At 52.7% G+C, this 17,426-nt stretch carries 16 protein-coding genes; 11 read left to right on the top strand and 5 right to left on the bottom strand.

Annotated features, from left to right (window positions below):
• The first annotated feature begins 67 nt into the window (after positions 1-67).
• Positions 68-745, top strand: a complete 678-nt coding sequence (locus L1D43_RS18090; RefSeq protein WP_239853852.1) for a hypothetical protein — start codon at positions 68-70, stop codon at positions 743-745.
• A 5-nt stretch (positions 746-750) separates the two neighbouring features.
• Here the strand turns inward: L1D43_RS18090 and L1D43_RS18085 are convergent, their stop codons facing one another.
• Positions 751-1,320, bottom strand: coding sequence for a DNA-3-methyladenine glycosylase I (locus tag L1D43_RS18085; RefSeq protein ID WP_239853851.1), 570 nt, complete (start codon positions 1,318-1,320; stop codon positions 751-753).
• A gap of 109 nt (positions 1,321-1,429) precedes the next feature.
• Here L1D43_RS18085 and glyQ point away from each other — a divergent pair, with 109 nt between their 5' ends.
• From glyQ to pxpA, 5 genes are all read left to right on the top strand, one after another.
• The gene (gene glyQ, locus L1D43_RS18080; protein WP_011863820.1) at positions 1,430-2,335 is read left to right on the top strand and encodes a glycine--tRNA ligase subunit alpha; all 906 of its coding nucleotides are present in this window, start codon (positions 1,430-1,432) and stop codon (positions 2,333-2,335) included.
• Between the two features lie 12 nt (positions 2,336-2,347).
• Positions 2,348-4,417, top strand: a complete 2,070-nt coding sequence (glyS, locus tag L1D43_RS18075) for a glycine--tRNA ligase subunit beta (protein ID WP_239853849.1) — start codon at positions 2,348-2,350, stop codon at positions 4,415-4,417.
• A gap of 100 nt (positions 4,418-4,517) precedes the next feature.
• Positions 4,518-5,204 carry a 5-oxoprolinase subunit PxpB gene (gene pxpB / locus L1D43_RS18070; protein WP_239853847.1) on the top strand — a complete coding sequence of 229 codons (687 nt, stop codon included), beginning with the start codon at positions 4,518-4,520 and terminating at the stop codon, positions 5,202-5,204.
• The gene (locus tag L1D43_RS18065; protein WP_239853845.1) at positions 5,201-6,133 is read left to right on the top strand and encodes a biotin-dependent carboxyltransferase family protein; all 933 of its coding nucleotides are present in this window, start codon (positions 5,201-5,203) and stop codon (positions 6,131-6,133) included. The genes pxpB and L1D43_RS18065 overlap by 4 nt, the downstream gene beginning before the upstream one ends.
• Positions 6,123-6,851 carry a 5-oxoprolinase subunit PxpA gene (gene pxpA / locus L1D43_RS18060; protein ID WP_239853843.1) on the top strand — a complete coding sequence of 243 codons (729 nt, stop codon included), beginning with the start codon at positions 6,123-6,125 and terminating at the stop codon, positions 6,849-6,851. The genes L1D43_RS18065 and pxpA overlap by 11 nt, the downstream gene beginning before the upstream one ends.
• A 98-nt stretch (positions 6,852-6,949) precedes the next feature.
• Here the strand turns inward: pxpA and gyrB are convergent, their stop codons facing one another.
• The 4 genes from gyrB to dnaA all read right to left on the bottom strand — a co-directional run bounded on the left by gyrB (position 6,950) and on the right by dnaA (position 13,042).
• Positions 6,950-9,367: a DNA topoisomerase (ATP-hydrolyzing) subunit B gene (gyrB, locus tag L1D43_RS18055; protein ID WP_239853841.1), complete on the bottom strand. Its 2,418-nt coding sequence runs from the start codon at positions 9,365-9,367 to the stop codon at positions 6,950-6,952.
• A 16-nt stretch (positions 9,368-9,383) separates the two neighbouring features.
• Entirely contained in the window at positions 9,384-10,466 is a 1,083-nt protein-coding gene (gene recF / locus L1D43_RS18050) for a DNA replication/repair protein RecF (RefSeq protein ID WP_041509611.1), read from the bottom strand.
• Between the two features lie 72 nt (positions 10,467-10,538).
• Positions 10,539-11,639 (bottom strand): DNA polymerase III subunit beta, encoded by a 1,101-nt coding sequence (gene dnaN, locus L1D43_RS18045; RefSeq protein ID WP_239853839.1) that lies wholly within the window; start codon positions 11,637-11,639, stop codon positions 10,539-10,541.
• Positions 11,640-11,659: 20 nt separating this feature from the next.
• On the bottom strand, positions 11,660-13,042 hold the full coding sequence (gene dnaA, locus L1D43_RS18040) for a chromosomal replication initiator protein DnaA (RefSeq protein ID WP_239853837.1): 1,383 nt from the start codon (positions 13,040-13,042) through the stop codon (positions 11,660-11,662).
• 442 nt (positions 13,043-13,484) lie between these two features.
• Between dnaA and rpmH the strand changes: the two genes are divergently transcribed.
• The 5 genes from rpmH to mnmE all read left to right on the top strand — a co-directional run bounded on the left by rpmH (position 13,485) and on the right by mnmE (position 17,313).
• The gene (gene rpmH, locus L1D43_RS18035) at positions 13,485-13,622 is read left to right on the top strand and encodes a 50S ribosomal protein L34 (RefSeq protein ID WP_011867659.1); all 138 of its coding nucleotides are present in this window, start codon (positions 13,485-13,487) and stop codon (positions 13,620-13,622) included.
• A gap of 15 nt (positions 13,623-13,637) precedes the next feature.
• Entirely contained in the window at positions 13,638-13,994 is a 357-nt protein-coding gene (gene rnpA, locus L1D43_RS18030) for a ribonuclease P protein component (protein WP_152619114.1), read from the top strand.
• Positions 13,961-14,215 (top strand): membrane protein insertion efficiency factor YidD, encoded by a 255-nt coding sequence (gene yidD / locus L1D43_RS18025; protein WP_011867657.1) that lies wholly within the window; start codon positions 13,961-13,963, stop codon positions 14,213-14,215. The genes rnpA and yidD overlap by 34 nt, the downstream gene beginning before the upstream one ends.
• A 3-nt stretch (positions 14,216-14,218) precedes the next feature.
• Positions 14,219-15,847 (top strand): membrane protein insertase YidC, encoded by a 1,629-nt coding sequence (gene yidC, locus L1D43_RS18020; RefSeq protein ID WP_239853835.1) that lies wholly within the window; start codon positions 14,219-14,221, stop codon positions 15,845-15,847.
• 104 nt (positions 15,848-15,951) lie between these two features.
• Entirely contained in the window at positions 15,952-17,313 is a 1,362-nt protein-coding gene (mnmE, locus tag L1D43_RS18015) for a tRNA uridine-5-carboxymethylaminomethyl(34) synthesis GTPase MnmE (protein WP_239853833.1), read from the top strand.
• Positions 17,314-17,426: the final 113 nt, after the last annotated feature.

Here is a 17,426-nt window from a genome sequence, read left to right as displayed (position 1 = left end):
AGCAAATTAGCCTAAGCTAATCGACCAAAGCTCAATCAGGAAGAGCACAACCAAAAGGACGCTGGAAATGAAATCCCTAAAACTTCCCTTACTCATATTATTATCCATCTCGGCCATCGCCTATTTGATGCTAGAGGCAGACCATGCTCAATCAAGAGATGAGCCAAAAGCTCCCATCGCCCAAGTTAACCAAGACAAGAGTGATCAAAATCAGTCTCCGGCCCAGACTCATACTAGCAGCAAGGTAGAAACAGTAAGCCTTATAAGTGAGAACACCGACAGCGGGAATAAGGTCGATACAGATACAAACGAATCGAATGAAGTAAAGGACGACAAGCAGACCTCGGCCAAGCAGCTGGTGGCGCAAATCATTGACGCGCAGGGGGTCGTTGATGGTGAGCAGATAAAAAAACTATTTGATAAAGACCTGGAAGCCTATGTCGATCTCATCGAGTCCCTCGACAACTATGATGCCATCGGCCAGCAGCGCCAATCGGCACTGGCCGACAGACTCACCCGTTTGCCGAAGACCATATACAGTGAAAAATATGCCTGCGGAGACAGAATCTGCGTTCTAAGCCTTACAACAGACACTATCAGCCAACAAAGTATTGATAAATTAAGTGAATTTGATAAGAACTACGCATTTATCAAGCAGGCTCAACTCGACACGGGTGAGACACAATTTCAGGCCATCTATCTACAGACAGATGACCCTTCCACCATGCGCTTTAAGGGTTACTAAGCACCTTAGTTAGACTTATCTTGGTAACAGAAACAGTCGGCGGTGTGGTCGTTGACCATGCCTACCGCCTGCATGAAGGCATAGCAGATGGTCGGGCCGACAAAATTAAACCCAAGCTTTTTCAATGCCTTCGACATGGCTTCCGACTCGGAGGTCTGTGCCGGCAGCTGCTCCAGCCGTTGAAAGTGATTCATCTTGGGCTGGCCGCCAACGAAACTCCAGAGAAATTCGGAGAAGTCGTTGCCCTGCTCCACGAAGGCAATGTAGCCCCTGGCATTCTTGATGATGGAGTTCACCTTGAGCCGGTTACGAATAATGCCGGGATTTTGTAGTAATTCCTCTACCTTTTGCTCATCAAACTTAGCAATAACGTAAGGGTCAAAATCCGCAAAGGCAGCCTCATAATTTTGCTGCTTCTTGAGTATGGTGATCCAGGAGAGTCCTGCCTGCTGCCCGTCCAGACAGAGCTTGGCAAACAGTTCCTTAGCGTCATACACGGGACGCCCCCAAACCTCGTCATGATACGCCTGATATAGCGGATCTTCGCCGACCCAGCCACAACGCTTAACATCCATGGTGTTTTTTCCTATTTTTCCGCCGTTAAGGTAAAAAATAACCTACATAAGCCTTTTTCAACAAGGTATAATCGAAACCATTTTCTATCACAAGCCGACAGTAGTAGACATGACGACGAAACATGACGTAAAAACATTCCAGGGTTTCATCTTAACCCTGCAGGAATACTGGGCGCAGCAAGGTTGCGCCATCGTTCAACCGCTGGACATGGAAGTAGGCGCGGGCACTTTCCACCCTATGACCTTCTTGCGTTCTCTTGGCCCTGAGCCGATGAGCAGCGCCTATGTTCAGCCTTGTCGTCGTCCTACCGATGGTCGTTACGGTGAAAACCCTAACCGTCTGCAGCACTACTACCAGTTCCAGGTGGTACTTAAGCCGTCGCCAAGCAATATTCAGGAACTCTACCTGGGTTCTCTCGAGGCCTTAGGCGTCGACATGAATATCCATGACGTTCGCTTCGTGGAAGACAACTGGGAATCTCCTACCCTGGGCGCCTGGGGTCTGGGCTGGGAAGTGTGGCTCAACGGCATGGAAGTGTCTCAGTTTACCTACTTCCAACAGGTTGGTGGCCTGGAGTGTAGCCCTGTGACAGGTGAGATCACCTATGGTCTCGAGCGTCTGGCCATGTATATCCAGGAAGTCGACAGCGTCTATGATCTGGTATGGACCGACGGCCCTATGGGTAAGATCATGTATGGCGACGTGTTCCATCAAAACGAGGTTGAGCAATCGACCTACAACTTCGAACACGCCAACGTCGAAGTACTGTTCAAGCAGTTTGACGATTGCGAGAAGGCCTGTAACGAGCTGTTAGCGTTAGAAACGCCACTGCCATTGCCTGCCTATGAGCAGGTAATGAAAGCGTCTCACGCCTTCAACCTACTCGATGCCCGTCATGCCATCTCGGTCACCGAGCGTCAGCGCTATATCCTGCGCGTGCGCACCATGGCCAAGTCAGTGGCTGAGTCCTATTACCAAGCCCGCGAAGCACTCGGCTTCCCAATGTGTAAGTAGAGGTATATTAAAATGAAATTTGAAAACTTACTCATTGAAGTAGGCACAGAAGAGTTACCGCCAAAATCACTGCGCACCCTAGCCGAATCTTTCCTGGCTAACTTCGAAGAAGAGCTGCAGAAGGCCGAACTTAGCTATGAATCTGCTACCTGGTACGCGGCGCCGCGTCGTCTGGCTCTTAAGGTCAACGCCCTGGTTACGGCCCAGGCCGACAAGGTGGTTGAAAAGCGTGGCCCTGCCATCGCCCAGGCTTTCGACGCCGAGGGTAACCCAACGAAAGCCGCCATGGGCTGGGCCCGTGGTAACGGCATCACGGTCGACCAGGCCGAACGCCTCACCACAGATAAGGGCGAGTGGTTGCTACACAAGGCCAAGGTTGTCGGTGTAGAGACTAAGTCACTGGTTGCCGAGATGGCTCAGCGCGCCCTGGACAAGCTGCCTATTCCTAAGCCTATGCGTTGGGGCAGCAACAAGACACAATTTATCCGTCCGGTACACACAGTAACCATGCTGATGGGCGATGAGCTGATCCCTGGTGAACTACTGGGTATCGAATCGGCGCGCACCATACGCGGCCATCGCTTCATGGGTGTCGATACCCTGGAGCTGGATCATGCAGACAACTATCTCACCGCGCTGGAAACCCAGGGCAAGGTGATGGCCGACTATCAGGCGCGTATGGCCGTGATCAAGGCCGATGCTCAGGCCGCTGCCGATACCATTGGTGGCACAGCCGAGATCGATGAAGATCTACTGGAAGAGGTAACCTCCCTGGTCGAGTGGCCGGTAGTGCTCACCGCCAACTTCGAAGAGAAGTTCCTCGACGTACCGGCCGAAGCTCTGGTTTACACCATGAAAGGCGATCAGAAATACTTCCCAGTATTCGACAAGGCGGGCACTCTGCTGCCGCATTTCATCTTCGTATCGAACATCGAATCAAAGGATCCAGCACAGATCATCGCGGGTAACGAGAAGGTGGTTCGTCCACGTCTTGCCGATGCCGAGTTCTTCTTCGAGACCGACAAGAAGCATAGCCTGGAATCTCGTCTCGCCAGCCTGGAAACCGTAGTATTCCAGCAGCAGCTTGGTACCATCAAAGACAGAGTCGAGCGCATCTCTGCCCTCGCCGCCTTCATCGCCCAAGGCATTGGCGCCGACAGCGAGCAGGCAGGCCGTGCGGGTCTACTCTCTAAGTCAGATCTCATGACCAACATGGTGATGGAGTTTACCGATCTGCAAGGCACCATGGGCATGCACTACGCTCGCCTGGACGGTGAAACCGAGGCGGTAGCCCTAGCCCTGGAAGAACAGTACAAGCCTAAGTTCTCTGGCGACACAGTGCCGACTCAAGCTATCTCAATCTCGGTCGCACTGGCTGAGAAACTCGATACCTTAGTGGGTATCTTCGGTATAGGTCAGGCGCCAAAAGGCGCAGCGGATCCTTTCGCCCTGCGCCGCGCGGCAATCGGTATCCTGCGTATCTGTGTCGAAAACAACTTACCGCTGGATCTGGTTGACCTGATTGCCAAAGCTCAGGCACTCCATGGTGCCAACCTGAGCAATGCCGACACCGCCGAGCAGGTGCTCGAATTCCTCATGGGTCGCTTCCGCGCCTGGTACCAAGATCAAGGCATCAGCGTCGATGTGATCCTGGCGGTATTGGCACGTCGCCCAACTTCACCTGCCGATTTTGACAGTCGCATCAAGGCCGTTACCCACTTCAGAAGCCTGGAACAGGCCTCTGCACTGGCTGCAGCCAACAAGCGTGTGTCTAACATCCTGGCCAAGGTCGAGGGTGAGATCGCCAGCGAAGTTAACGCGACTCTGCTACAAGAGAGCGCCGAACAGGCACTGGCCAGCAAGCTCAACGAGCTGCAGCCACAGCTGGAGCCACTGTTTGCCAACGCCGACTACCAACAGGCACTGGCTTTGTTAGCCAGCCTGCGTGAGAGCGTAGACACCTTCTTCGAAGACGTGATGGTGATGGCCGACGACGAAGCCCTCAAGCAGAACCGTCTGGCGCTGCTGGCTAAGCTCAGAGCCCAATTCCTGCACGCGGCAGATATCTCGCTGCTGCAGTAAGTCGCTGCTCGTTAAACAAAAAACGCATCCCTAGGGGTGCGTTTTTTTATGTCCGGACATGGGATTAATGGCTATTGCGCCTCAAGCTGGGTAGACTCAGATGATTAGTGTCAGTCACAGGTTAATGCCCGCTTTGCAGACAAGTATCTACCCCCTGGGCGAACGCGCCCTGGTTCTCGATCCCGCGCCCAAAGCCACACTCTCTTGGGCGCTGCAATCCAAGCTCTGCTGGATAGCCGAACAATTGCGCCATTTACCGAGCGTCGAAGAGGCAATTCCCGGCATGAATAACCTGACGATAGTCGTCAGGGAGAGCAGACACTTAAAAGCCCTGCAGGCGAAACTCGACGCCCTTTGGCACAGCGCGCCAACTGAGGAGCTCGACAGCCGCACCATAGAGATCCCTGTAAGCTACGGCGGTGAGGCGGGGCCGGATCTGCATACTGTCGCCAAATACCATAGCCTGAGCCCGGAAGAGCTGATCAAGCTTCACAGCCAGGCCTGTTACCGGGTGTTTTTCGTCGGCTTTCAGCCTGGGTTTGCCTACCTCGACGGCCTACCCGAGACGCTACACACACCCAGGCTGGCAACCCCAAGACTAGAGGTTCCCGCAGGCTCTGTGGGGATAGGCGGCGAGCAGACGGGGATCTACCCCCTGGCCAGCCCTGGTGGCTGGCAGATCATAGGTCAAACAAAGGAAGTGCTGTTCGACCCCAAGAGAGAGCATCCCAACCTGCTCAAGCCTGGTGACAGAGTAAGATTTACGCCCGTGGAGATCTGCCTATGATACGGCTAGATAGCGTAAACGGCCTAGCCAGCATTCAAGATCTCGGCAGGCAGGGACAGGGGCATCTCGGCGTGCCGAGCGGTGGCGCCATGGACAGGTACTCGCTCATCCTCGCCAACCGCCTGCTGGGCAACGAGGACAATACCCCCGCCATCGAACTCGCCAGCGGCAGCTATGAATTGACCTTCGAGGCCCCAAGCTGGGTCGCCCTTTGCGGCGCCACCTTTGAGGCCAAGATAGATGATCGTCCCCTGTGGCATGGCTGGCGAGGACGGATTAATCCAGGGGAACGCCTGACGCTGAGGGGACCGAGACAAGGCGTGTGGGGTTACCTGGCCATCTTAGGCGGCGTGGTAGTGCCCGAGGTACTTGGCGGCAGCGGCACCTTCCTGGCCGGACAGTTCGGTGGCCATAGAGGAGGCCGGCTGGCATCCGGTGACAGCCTCAGTATAAAGCTAGAAGCCAAGGCTAGTTTCAGCCGCCCCGTCGGCGCAGTGCACAGGGCCAACGACGGTATCTTGCGGGCCCTGCCCGGCCCGGAGATGAGTCTGTTTAGCGACCAGGATCGTAAGGCCTTCTGGCACTATGCCTGGACCGTCTCGCCCCAAAACGATCGCATGGGCGCCAGGCTAACCGGCGAATCACTCGACTCGGCCAAACAGCTGAGTCTGCGCTCCCACGCCGTGCTGCCGGGTGTTGTCCAGGTGCCACCCGGCGGTCAACCTATCGTCTTGCAGGCCGATGCGCAGACCAGCGGTGGCTACCCAAGAATGGCGGTGGTTATCGAGGCCGACAGATGGAAACTGGCCCAGGCCAGAACGCCTCAGGCGATCCGCTTTCAGCATGTGAGCCCCAACCAGGTGGAAGATGCTAACCTTGAATGGCAACACTATTTCTACCGCCTAGCGAGGGCTATGGATGGAAGTTAAGCCACTAAAAATCGACCTCAACGCCGACCTCGGCGAGGGGGGTACTCAAGATGAGGCGCTGTTAGCCCTAGTCACCTCGGCCAATGTCGCCTGCGGCGGTCACGCCGGCGATCACCAGAGCATGCTGGCGACCGTTAAACGTGCCAAGGCACATCATGTGAAGGTTGGCGCTCACCCCAGCTACCCCGACAGGGCCAACTTCGGACGACTGTCTCTCGACATGGATGCCGAACAGCTTTTTGACTCACTAATACAACAGATTAACGCCTTAGGAGCCGTATGCAACGAGCTGGGCGTCAAACTCCACCACGTGAAGCCTCACGGTGCCCTTTACAACGACGCGGCCCAGGATCCAGTCCTGGGCGGTATTCTCATTCGAGCCATCGAGGCGATTAATCCTAATTTGAAGCTGATGATACTGGCAGGCAGCCCCTTGGTGGGTCAGGCGAGGCGCGCAGGCCTTGAGGTGATAGAAGAGGCCTTCGCCGATCGCGGCTACCTGGCCGATGGAACACTGGCCTCCCGCGCACAGCCTGGGGCCCTCATCAAAGACACACAAGGGGTACTTGCCCAGGTCGAATCTATTGTAAAGCAGCAACGAGTGAAGACATTAAGCGGTGAAGTCGTTAGCTGCCGAGCCACCAGCCTCTGCCTTCACGGCGACAATCCAGAGGCACTAGAGTTTGCCAGGGCGATTAGGGCAAGCCTAGAACGATAACCAAAAGCCTGTGGTAAGCGTGAAGCACTGAGATAGCTTTGCGTCGTACACATACAAAAAAGCCCCGGAAGACCGGGGCTTTTCACATTCGCAACCTGTTATACGTCCAGGTTGGCCACGTTGAGGGCGTTAGACTCGATGAAGTCACGACGCGGCTCAACCTGATCACCCATCAAGCAGGTAAACAGTTGATCGGCGGCGATGGCATCTTCGATGGTCACCTTCAGCATGCGACGCGACTCAGGGTCCATGGTGGTTTCCCACAGCTGCTCAGGGTTCATCTCACCCAATCCCTTGTAGCGCTGGATGTAGAGGCCACGCTTAGAGTCGTTCATCAGCCAATCTAAGGCTTCAACGAACGAAGAAACTTCTTTCACTCGCTCGCCACGCTTCACATAACCACCCTCTTCGATCAGACCTTCCAGTGCTTCGGCCAGTGCCGTCATGCGCTGGTAATCGCTCGACTGCAGGAAGTCGTAAGAGAACAGGTAGTGGGTATCGATACCATGCTTACGTACCGTCACCTTAGGCAGATAGACCTGACGCTCAGGGTCGAGGAAAGGCTCGGCGCTAAAGATAAAGCCACCGGATTCCGCCTCGGTCAGGGCCGCCACATAGTTGTCACACCACTGCTTCACCTTAGCTTCGTCGGCCAGGGTATCGCTGGTCAAGCCAGGCTGATACAGCATGCGCTCGGTCAACATGATAGGGAAACGTTGCTCTAGGCGATCGAAAATCGCTTCCACTTCGCGGTATTGATAAACCAACTTCTCGAGTGGCGCGCCAGACATGGCCGGTGCGTCTTGAGACGGATGGATCTCACCGCCGTCCAGGGCCAGGTTGGTCAGGTATTCGGTCAGTGCCGGATCATCTTTCAGGTACTGCTCCTGCTTACCCTTCTTCACCTTGTACAGTGGTGGCTGAGCAATAAACACATAGCCACGCTCAATAAGCTCAGGCATTTGACGGAAGAAGAAGGTCAACAGCAAGGTACGAATGTGCGAGCCGTCGACGTCAGCATCGGTCATGATGACGATGTTGTGATAACGCGTCTTATCAGGGTCATATTCGTCACGGCCAATACCACAACCTAACGCAGTGATCAGGGTTGCCACTTCCTGTGAAGAGAGCATCTTGTCGAAACGGGCCTTCTCCACGTTAAGGATCTTACCCTTAAGCGGCAGAATCGCCTGGTTCTTACGGTTACGACCCTGCTTGGCACTACCACCCGCAGAGTCACCCTCCACTATGTAAATTTCAGAAAGCGCAGGGTCTTTCTCTTGGCAATCCGCTAGTTTACCTGGCAGACCACCTAAATCTAATGCGCCCTTACGACGGGTCATCTCACGGGCCTTACGCGCCGCTTCACGGGCGCGGGCCGCATCGATGATCTTGCCGACAATCAGCTTAGCCTCGTTCGGGTTCTCCAGCAGGTAGTCACCCAACTTCTCACCCATGGTCTGCTCAACAGCCGACTTCACTTCGCTCGATACCAGCTTGTCTTTGGTCTGAGAGCTGAACTTAGGATCCGGTACCTTCACCGAGATAACGGCGGTCAGACCTTCACGAGCATCATCACCTGTGGCAGAGGTCTTGCCTTTCTTATTAAAGCCTTCCTTGTCCATGTAACTGTTGAGGTTACGGGTCAGGGCACTACGGAAACCGGCAAGGTGAGTACCACCATCACGCTGAGGAATGTTGTTGGTGAAACAGAAGATGTTTTCCTGGAAGCCATCGTTCCACTGCATCGCTACTTCAACTGTGATGCCGTCTTCGCGCTCCTGCACGAAGTGGAAGATCTCTTTGTTGACCGGGGTCTTGTTCAGGTTGAGGTAATCGACGAAGGCACTGATACCGCCCTCATACTTGAAGAACTCATCCTTGTTGTCGCGCTCGTCGATCAGGCGAATACCTACGCCCGAGTTTAGGAATGACAGCTCGCGAACACGCTTAGCCAGGATATCGAAGTGGAATTGTGTGTCCGAGAAAGTCTCGGCGCTTGGCCAAAAACGGATCTCTGTACCTGTGTTGGTAGCCTCGCCTATCTCGGCGATAGGAGCATCGGGCTCACCCATGGTGTAGAACTGTTCATACAGCTTGCCGTCACGGCGAATGGTCAGCTTAAGCTTCTCAGACAGGGCGTTAACCACGGAAACACCCACGCCGTGCAGACCACCAGATACTTTATAAGAGTTATCGTCGAACTTACCGCCGGCGTGCAGTACCGTCATAATAACCTGAGCCGCCGAAACCCCCTCTTCAGGGTGGATAGCAACCGGAATACCACGTCCGTCATCCTTTACCGATACCGAACCGTCGGCATGGATAGTAATGATCACGTCATTACAGTGGCCCGCTAACGCCTCATCGATAGAGTTATCGACCACTTCGAACACCATGTGATGCAGACCCGTACCGTCGTCGGTGTCACCAATATACATCCCAGGTCTCTTCCGTACCGCATCAAGGCCTTTTAGTACCTTAATACTCGAAGAATCGTAACTATTCTCTGACATATTATTCTCTCGTCGGTTATTCAATTACCGTTACACGCCCTTGTTCCACATGGAACACCTTAACGGGTGGCGTGTTTAACGAATCCATTATTGCCGCAGGCTCGATGGCGGTGACAAAGACTTGTGCGCCCGTATCGCTTAGCTGCTGCAGCAAGAGTTGCCTGTGCCTAGCATCCAATTCCGATGGCAGATCATCCACCAGATAAATACTGTTTTTATCTATTTGTTGTTTGAGCAACTTTCCCTGTGCAATACGCAGTGCGCATACGAGCAACTTCAATTGCCCTCGGGATAGGGCATCCTGTACCGGCAAAGTCCCGACCCTTAATCTGAGGTCGGCCTTATGAGGACCACTGGCCGTGTGTCCCGCCGCTACATCTCTGGGATATTGTGCCTGCAACAGAGTCTGATAATCAGTTTTACTATCCCAGCCTCGGGTAAAGGAAACCTTAACATCAACCTGAGGTAAAAACTCTTCGATTATACCCTTAAGTCGTTCATTTAACGAGCCTACATATCGCTTTCGTATCTCAGTCACAATTTCGGCGTAGCGCACCAATTCCTTATCCCAAAACTGAATTTGTTGATAAGGAGTTTCGCTCTTAAGCATCTGATTTCTATGCTTTAAAATTCGTCTTACATTAGCCCAAGCGGTATAGAAGCCTTTGTCGGTATGAAAGGCTCCCCAGTCGATAAACTGACGACGGGATTTTGGCCCCTCAAAAAGTAGCGAAAAACTCTCGGGAGTGATCACCTGAATGGGCAAAGTTTCGGCTAAGGTGGACAGACGTTTCACCTTCTCGCCGTTCATCTTGACTTCGGTTTCCCCGGAGCGATAACGCCTCAGCCCTATCTTGGTCTCCTGCTCGCCCTGTTCTAGATGGGCAAATAGGGTGAGCTTGTCCTGATCGTTCTGAATCACCCGCTGGGACAGGTGACTGCGAAAGGAGCGCCCCATCCCCAGAAAGAAGATCGCCTCGAGAATACTCGTCTTACCGCTGCCGTTCTGGCCATAGATTAGATTCAGGCCGTCACCGAGCTGCAACTGGGCACTGGCGATATTACGAAAGGAATCGATATGAAGGCGAGATAAACTCATCTAATACTCATGACAATGGCGCAGGGGCCATCTAAGAAGAGGCACGCCCTTGTGGGCGTGCACAGCTTAAGACTAGAGTCGCATCGGCATCACGACATACATGGAATCTTCTTCGACGTGATTTTCGATCAGGGCACTGGAGTTACCATCGATCAGCGTGATACGCACATCATCCGATGGCAGGTTGTTGAGCACGTCCAGCAGATAGCTGACGTTAAAGCCGATCTCCAGGGGCGCGTTGTCATATTCGATATCGAGAATCTCTTCCGCTTCTTCCTGCTCAGGGTTATTCGCGGTGATCTTAATCAGATTCTGTTCTAACTGAACGCGCACACCACGGAACTTCTCGTTGGAGAGGATCGAGGCACGCAGCAGCGCCTGCTTGAGCTGATTACGGCTGGCGATAACTATCTTGTCACCGCCCTTAGGCAACACACGACGATAATCCGGGAAGCGACCATCCACCAGCTTACTGGTAAACACGGCGCTCTGAGTCGTCGCACGAATGGCATTCTCACCGATAGCCAGGGTGACATCGAGATCTTCACCCTCAAACAGGCGCTGGAGCTCCAACACGCCTTTACGCGGCACGATCACCTGCTTCTCTGGCAGAGAATCTTCTACCATGCGATGGCTCAGGGCCAGACGGTGACCGTCCGTCGCGATGGCGCGCAGCACATTGCCTTCGGTTTCAAGCAGCAAACCATTCAGGTAGTAACGTACATCCTGGTTAGCCATGGAAAACTGAGTGGCATCGATGAGGGACTTGAGGGTGCCCTGCTTGAGGGTAAATTCGATGTCGGCCTGGAAGGCATCCACATTGGGATACTCTTCTGCCGGTAGGGTCGCCAGCGTAAAGCGGCTGCGACCCGAGCGTAGCAAGAGGCGATTGTCCTGCTGCTCAATTTTTAATTCGACTTGATCGGGAAGTGACTTGACGATATCGAGAAATTTCTTCGCCGGTACTGTGGTACGGCCCTCTTGGACCTCGCCTTGCAGCTGTGCCTGGCCGACTAACTCGACCTCTAAATCGGTACCGGTCAACTTAAGTGAGTGACCACTTACTTCAACTAAAAGGTTTGCCAGAATTGGTAAATTATGTCGTCTCTCCACCGCCCCACTCACGAGTTGAAGCGGCTTTAATAGGGCATCCCTATCAATTGAAAATTTCATCAGTTTCAATTTCCCAGAGTTTATGAAGATAGCGTACGGATTAAGTTAGCATAATCTTCTTTAATGTCATGACTTTCTTCACGTAGCTGGGCAATTTTGCGACAGGCGTGTAGCACTGTCGTATGATCACGGCCACCAAAGGCATCGCCAATCTCAGGCAGACTCTGGTTAGTTAATTCTTTCGACAATGCCATCGCCATCTGTCTCGGTCTGGCGACGCTGCGTGAGCGACGCTTCGACAGCATGTCGGCCATCTTGATCTTATAGTATTCAGCTACGGTTTTCTGAATGTTATCTATAGTGACCAATTTTTCCTGTAGAGCCAAGAGATCTCTTAGGGCTTCACGCACAAAATCGATAGTGATCGGACGTCCGGTAAAGTTAGCGTTGGCAATCACCCTATTCAGCGCGCCTTCCAGCTCACGTACGTTTGATCTCAGACGCTTGGCAATAAAGAAGGCCACCTCGTCAGGCAGGTTAATGCCACTCTCCTGCGCCTTACGCATCAGGATCGCCACACGGGTTTCTAACTCAGGCGGCTCGATGGCTACCGTCAGACCCCAGCCGAAGCGAGACTTGAGACGATCTTCCACCCCATCGATCTCCTTAGGGTAACGATCTGAGGTCAGGATCACCTGATGATTACCCTCTAACAAGGCGTTGAAGGTATGGAAGAACTCTTCCTGGGATCTGTCTTTGTTGGCAAAGAATTGAATATCATCGATAAACAGCGCATCGACGCTACGGTAGTAGCGCTTAAACTCTTCGATCGCATTGTTCTGCAGTGCCTTTACCATGTCTTGCACGAAACGCTCTGAGTGCATATAGACCACCTTGGCATCGGGCTTATTCTTGATGATGCCATTACCCACGGCGTGCAATAGGTGAGTCTTACCAAGACCCGTTCCACCGTAAAGGAACAGAGGGTTATAGGCACCACCCGGGTTTTCAGACACCTGCAAGGCAGCCGCCTTACCCAGCTGGTTCGACTTACCCTCGACGAAGTTATCAAACTGATAGGTGGGGTTGATGTTACTTCTATGATTGGCCGTAACCGCAGGTTCGTTGCTGTTAAATGACGGCTTGCTTGGGGACTTGCTGGCCGCGGGCGCAACAGGGCTCTTAGTCGAGGCAGCCGGCGCTACCGGTTTGCTCACCGGGCGGCTACCAATGTCGAAACGTAGCTTAGGGGCGTCACTGCCCATCTGTTCGGTAAAGAACTGATTGATGGTATTAAGGTACTTGTCTCTCACCCAATCGAGTACGAATCGATTCGGTGCATAGAGCACTAGAGTTTCCCCGTCCATTTCGGCTTGTAACGGTCTGATCCACATGCTGAATTGCTGAGCGGAAAGCTCGTCCTGTAGTCGTCCGATACATTGCTGCCAAAGTGAAACCGCCACGTACTTATCCCCAAAAGATCATACAAAAGAGGTGTATTCTATAGCGAGATCACTAGGATCGCTATCCTTTAAATAGATTTATCCCCAGTAAGATCATCTTTATTTATTTACACAGATCCAAAACGATCCTTATCGATCAAAATAATCTGACAAAGCAGTAAACTCAGCTTTATTAAGCGATCCAGATCGATCTATAATTGGCGACCTTCGATCTGGCTAATGATCACTAGATCCACAAGATGTAGTGGCCATTCACAGAGTTATCCACATTAGATAGTGTGTAAGGATGACAAGATAGGAAGATTTAGAGGCAGATTTTACCCACTTGACGGTTTTGCATGTTGACGGGCTTAACTAAAGTGATTACAATTCGGCCTCTTTTTTGCCCTTACCTCTTTTATAGGGATAAGGTTTATTCACCTAACAAAGACGGATTGCCATAATGAGTAAACGTACTTTTCAACCTAGCAACCTGAAGCGCAAGCGTTCTCACGGCTTCCGCGCTCGTATGGCTACTGTTGGTGGCCGTAAGGTTATCGCACGTCGTCGTGCAAAAGGTCGCGCTCGTCTTTCTGCTTAATAAGTAGAAATGCAAGTGACCAGCTATACCTTTACGCGGGAGTTACGTCTGTTAACTCCCGCGCAATTCAAATCTGTATTCTCCAATCCCATCAAAGCTTCTTCAGCTGAAATAACCTTACTCGCCATCCCTAATGAGCTACAGCATCCTCGTATTGGATTAACTGTTGCAAAGCGTTATGTTAAGCGAGCCAATCAGCGCAACCGAGTTAAACGTATCATCCGCGATAATTTTCGTTTGCACCAACACGAATTACCGCCACTCGATATTGTCGTGCTCGTCAGAAACGGCGTATTGGATATGGATAATGCAGCATTGCACAAACTGGTAGAGAAGTTATGGCGCAAGCTCAGTCGCCGTTACAATGGCTAGCCACTAAGCTGATCCGAGGCTACCAAATCTTTATCAGCCCTATACTGGGGCCAAAGTGCCGTTTTCACCCCACATGTTCCAATTACGCGCTCGAAGCGATTCGATTGCACGGATTTGTGAAAGGGAGTTGGTTTGCAGGGAAACGCGTATTAAAATGTCACCCTTTACATCCGGGCGGAGAAGATCCCGTCCCTCCAAAAAATAACAGGTGTAATAAATAGGCTATGGAATCTCAACGCAATATATTGCTCATCGGTCTGCTTTTTGTCAGCTTTTTGCTGTGGCAGCAATGGCAAACAGACAAAAATCCGCAACCGGTTGCCACTGAATCTTCAGTTGTAGCTTCAACCGTCACAGATGCGCACAGTGCTGACGTTCCTGATGCCGACGCTGCTCTTCCCGAAGCAGTGGCCGCCTCTAAAGAACTCATTAGTGTCACAACTGACCAACTGACCCTGAAAATTAACCCAGTGGGTGGCGATATCGTCTACTCTGCGCTGGTGGGTCATAAGCTAGAGCAAGACAAGGAAGAACCTTTCGTCCTGCTACAGCAAACCAAAGATATCTACTACATCTCTCAGAGTGGTCTTATTGGCCGCAACGGTATCGATAGCAGCGCTAAGGGCCGTGCTCACTTTACCAGCCAATCTCAAGCCTACAGCCTAGCCGATGGCCAGGATATCTTGGAGATCCCACTGAGCTATGTTGCCGACAACGGCGTGACCTATACCAAGGTGTTCACCCTGCACAGAGGCAAGTTCGATGTAGGCGTAGAATACCGCATCAACAACACCTCAGCAGAGCAGCTTCAGGTGCAGATGTATGGCCAGATCAAGCACAGCATCAAGAAGAGCGAAAGCAGCATGATGATGCCGACCTATCGTGGCGCCGCCTTCTCAACGGCAGATACTCGCTACGAGAAGTACAGCTTCGAAGATATGGCTGACAAGAACCTGGACAAGAAGACGCTAGGTGGTTGGGCGGCAATGCTGCAACACTACTTCGTATCGGCCTGGGTGCCACCAGCGAATGATCAAAACACCATCTTCTCTAGCGTAAGCGCCGGTGGCTTGGCCAATATCGGTTTCCGTGGTGCCGTCTACGATATAGCACCGGGTACACAACAGACGATTAGCGCCCAGTTCTACGTAGGTCCTAAGGATCAAGAGGCCCTATCGGCCATTTCTGAATCCCTGAACCTGGTAGTCGATTACGGCTTCCTATGGTGGCTGGCTATCCCAATCCACTGGTTATTGATGTTCTATCAGTCTTTCGTGGGTAACTGGGGTGTAGCAATCATCCTAATCACTCTGACCGTACGTGGTATGTTGTACCCGCTGACTAAGGCGCAATACACCTCTATGGCCAAGATGCGTAACCTGCAACCTAAGCTGCAGGAGATGAAAGAGCGCTTCGGCGATGATCGTCAGAAGATGGGTCAGGCCATGATGGAACTGTACAAGAAAGAGAAAGTGAACCCTATGGGTGGCTGTCTGCCTATCTTGCTGCAGATGCCTATTTTCATCGCACTCTACTGGGTACTGCTGGAAAGCTACGAGCTGCGTCACGCGCCATTCATGCTATGGATCACCGACCTATCGGTACAAGATCCATACTATGTACTGCCGCTATTGATGGGTGCTTCTATGTTCGCGATGCAGAAGATGCAGCCTATGGCACCGACCATGGATCCTATGCAACAGAAGATGATGCAGTGGATGCCGATGATCTTTACCGTCTTCTTCCTCTGGTTCCCAGCGGGTCTGGTGCTTTACTGGTTGGTCGGTAACTTGGTAGCCATCACCCAGCAGAAGATCATCTATGCCGGTTTGGAGAAAAAAGGGTTAAAATAACCTCTAGCTCCAACTAATGAGAAAGCGGTCGGATACTTTGTATTGACCGCTTTTTGCTTTTTAATGAAGACAACTTTCACTCCATCAGCGCAGGAAACACAGTAATGACGACAGATACTATCGTGGCACAAGCAACCGCACCAGGCCGCGGCGGCGTAGGTATCATAAGGGTCTCTGGCGACAAGACCAGCGACGTAGCCATGGCCGTACTAGGGCATCTGCCTAAGGTTCGTTATGCCGACTACTGTGACTTCAAAGACGCCGATGGTGCCGTGATAGACCAGGGCATCGCCCTCTACTTCAAGGGCCCTAACTCTTTCACCGGCGAAGATGTCCTCGAGCTGCAGGGCCACGGTGGCCAGGTGGTACTCGACATGCTGATCAGACGCGTCATGGATGTCGAGGGTGTACGCATCGCCAAGCCTGGCGAATTCAGCGAGCAAGCCTTCTTGAACGATAAACTGGATCTGACTCAGGCCGAGGCGATTGCCGATCTTATCGATGCCACCAGCGAACAGGCGGCCAAGAGCGCCCTTCACTCGCTACAGGGTGAGTTCTCCACTCAGGTACACGAGCTGGTGGAGCAGGTCACCAACCTGCGTCTCTATGTGGAAGCCGCAATAGACTTTCCCGACGAGGAGGTAGACTTCCTCTCAGATGGCAAGATTGCCGGCTCGCTCAGCAGAATCATCACTAAACTCGACTCTGTGCAATCCAGCGCCAAGCAAGGTGCCATCATACGCGAAGGGATGAAGGTGGTGATCGCCGGTCGTCCCAACGCGGGCAAATCTAGCCTGCTCAATGCCCTCGCAGGTAAAGAGTCGGCCATTGTCACCGAAATTGCCGGTACCACCCGCGACGTGCTGCGCGAACATATCCATCTCGACGGCATGCCGCTGCACATCATAGACACGGCCGGCCTACGCGATACCACAGACACGGTAGAGCAGATAGGGATAGAACGCGCCTGGGCCGAGATAGACACCGCAGATCAGGTGCTCTTCATGGTTGATGGTACCACCACGGACGCTGTCGATCCCCATGATATCTGGCCAGACTTTATCGATCGCCTACCCAAAAACTTAGGGGTTACTGTGGTGCGTAACAAAGCCGACCTCACAGGCGAGACACTCGATGCCACCGACGAGCAGGGCCATAAGGTATTCCGCCTGTCTGCCAAGACAGGTTCGGGCGTGGATGAACTCAAGGCGCACCTTAAGTCCCTGATGGGCTATCAGAGCAATCTCGAAGGGGGCTTCCTGGCCCGTCGTCGACACCTGGAAGCGTTAGAGCTCGCCAGCAGCCACCTGGCGCTCGGACAGGAACAGTTAGAGGTCTATCAAGCGGGTGAACTCCTGGCAGAAGAGCTTCGCATGTGTCAACTGGCACTGTCGGAAATCACCGGAAAGTTCACCTCGGACGATCTCCTCGGCAAGATCTTCGGCTCCTTCTGTATCGGCAAATAAGCATACTTATTGCTCTCTTATTGCACTATAGATGAGCGTTTTTCAAACAGCCATTTATGCTGCCCTCTACAGATAGCCTAAGGCTAGGGCCTTTGCCGTATCCAGAGAAGATT

The sequence above is a fragment of the Shewanella sp. Isolate8 genome (assembly GCF_022398495.1).
In the GTDB taxonomy this organism is placed as follows: domain Bacteria; phylum Pseudomonadota; class Gammaproteobacteria; order Enterobacterales; family Shewanellaceae; genus Shewanella; species Shewanella aquimarina.
The sequence above is the reverse complement of the archived record's forward strand: the minus strand, read 5'-3'. Positions and strand labels throughout refer to the sequence as shown.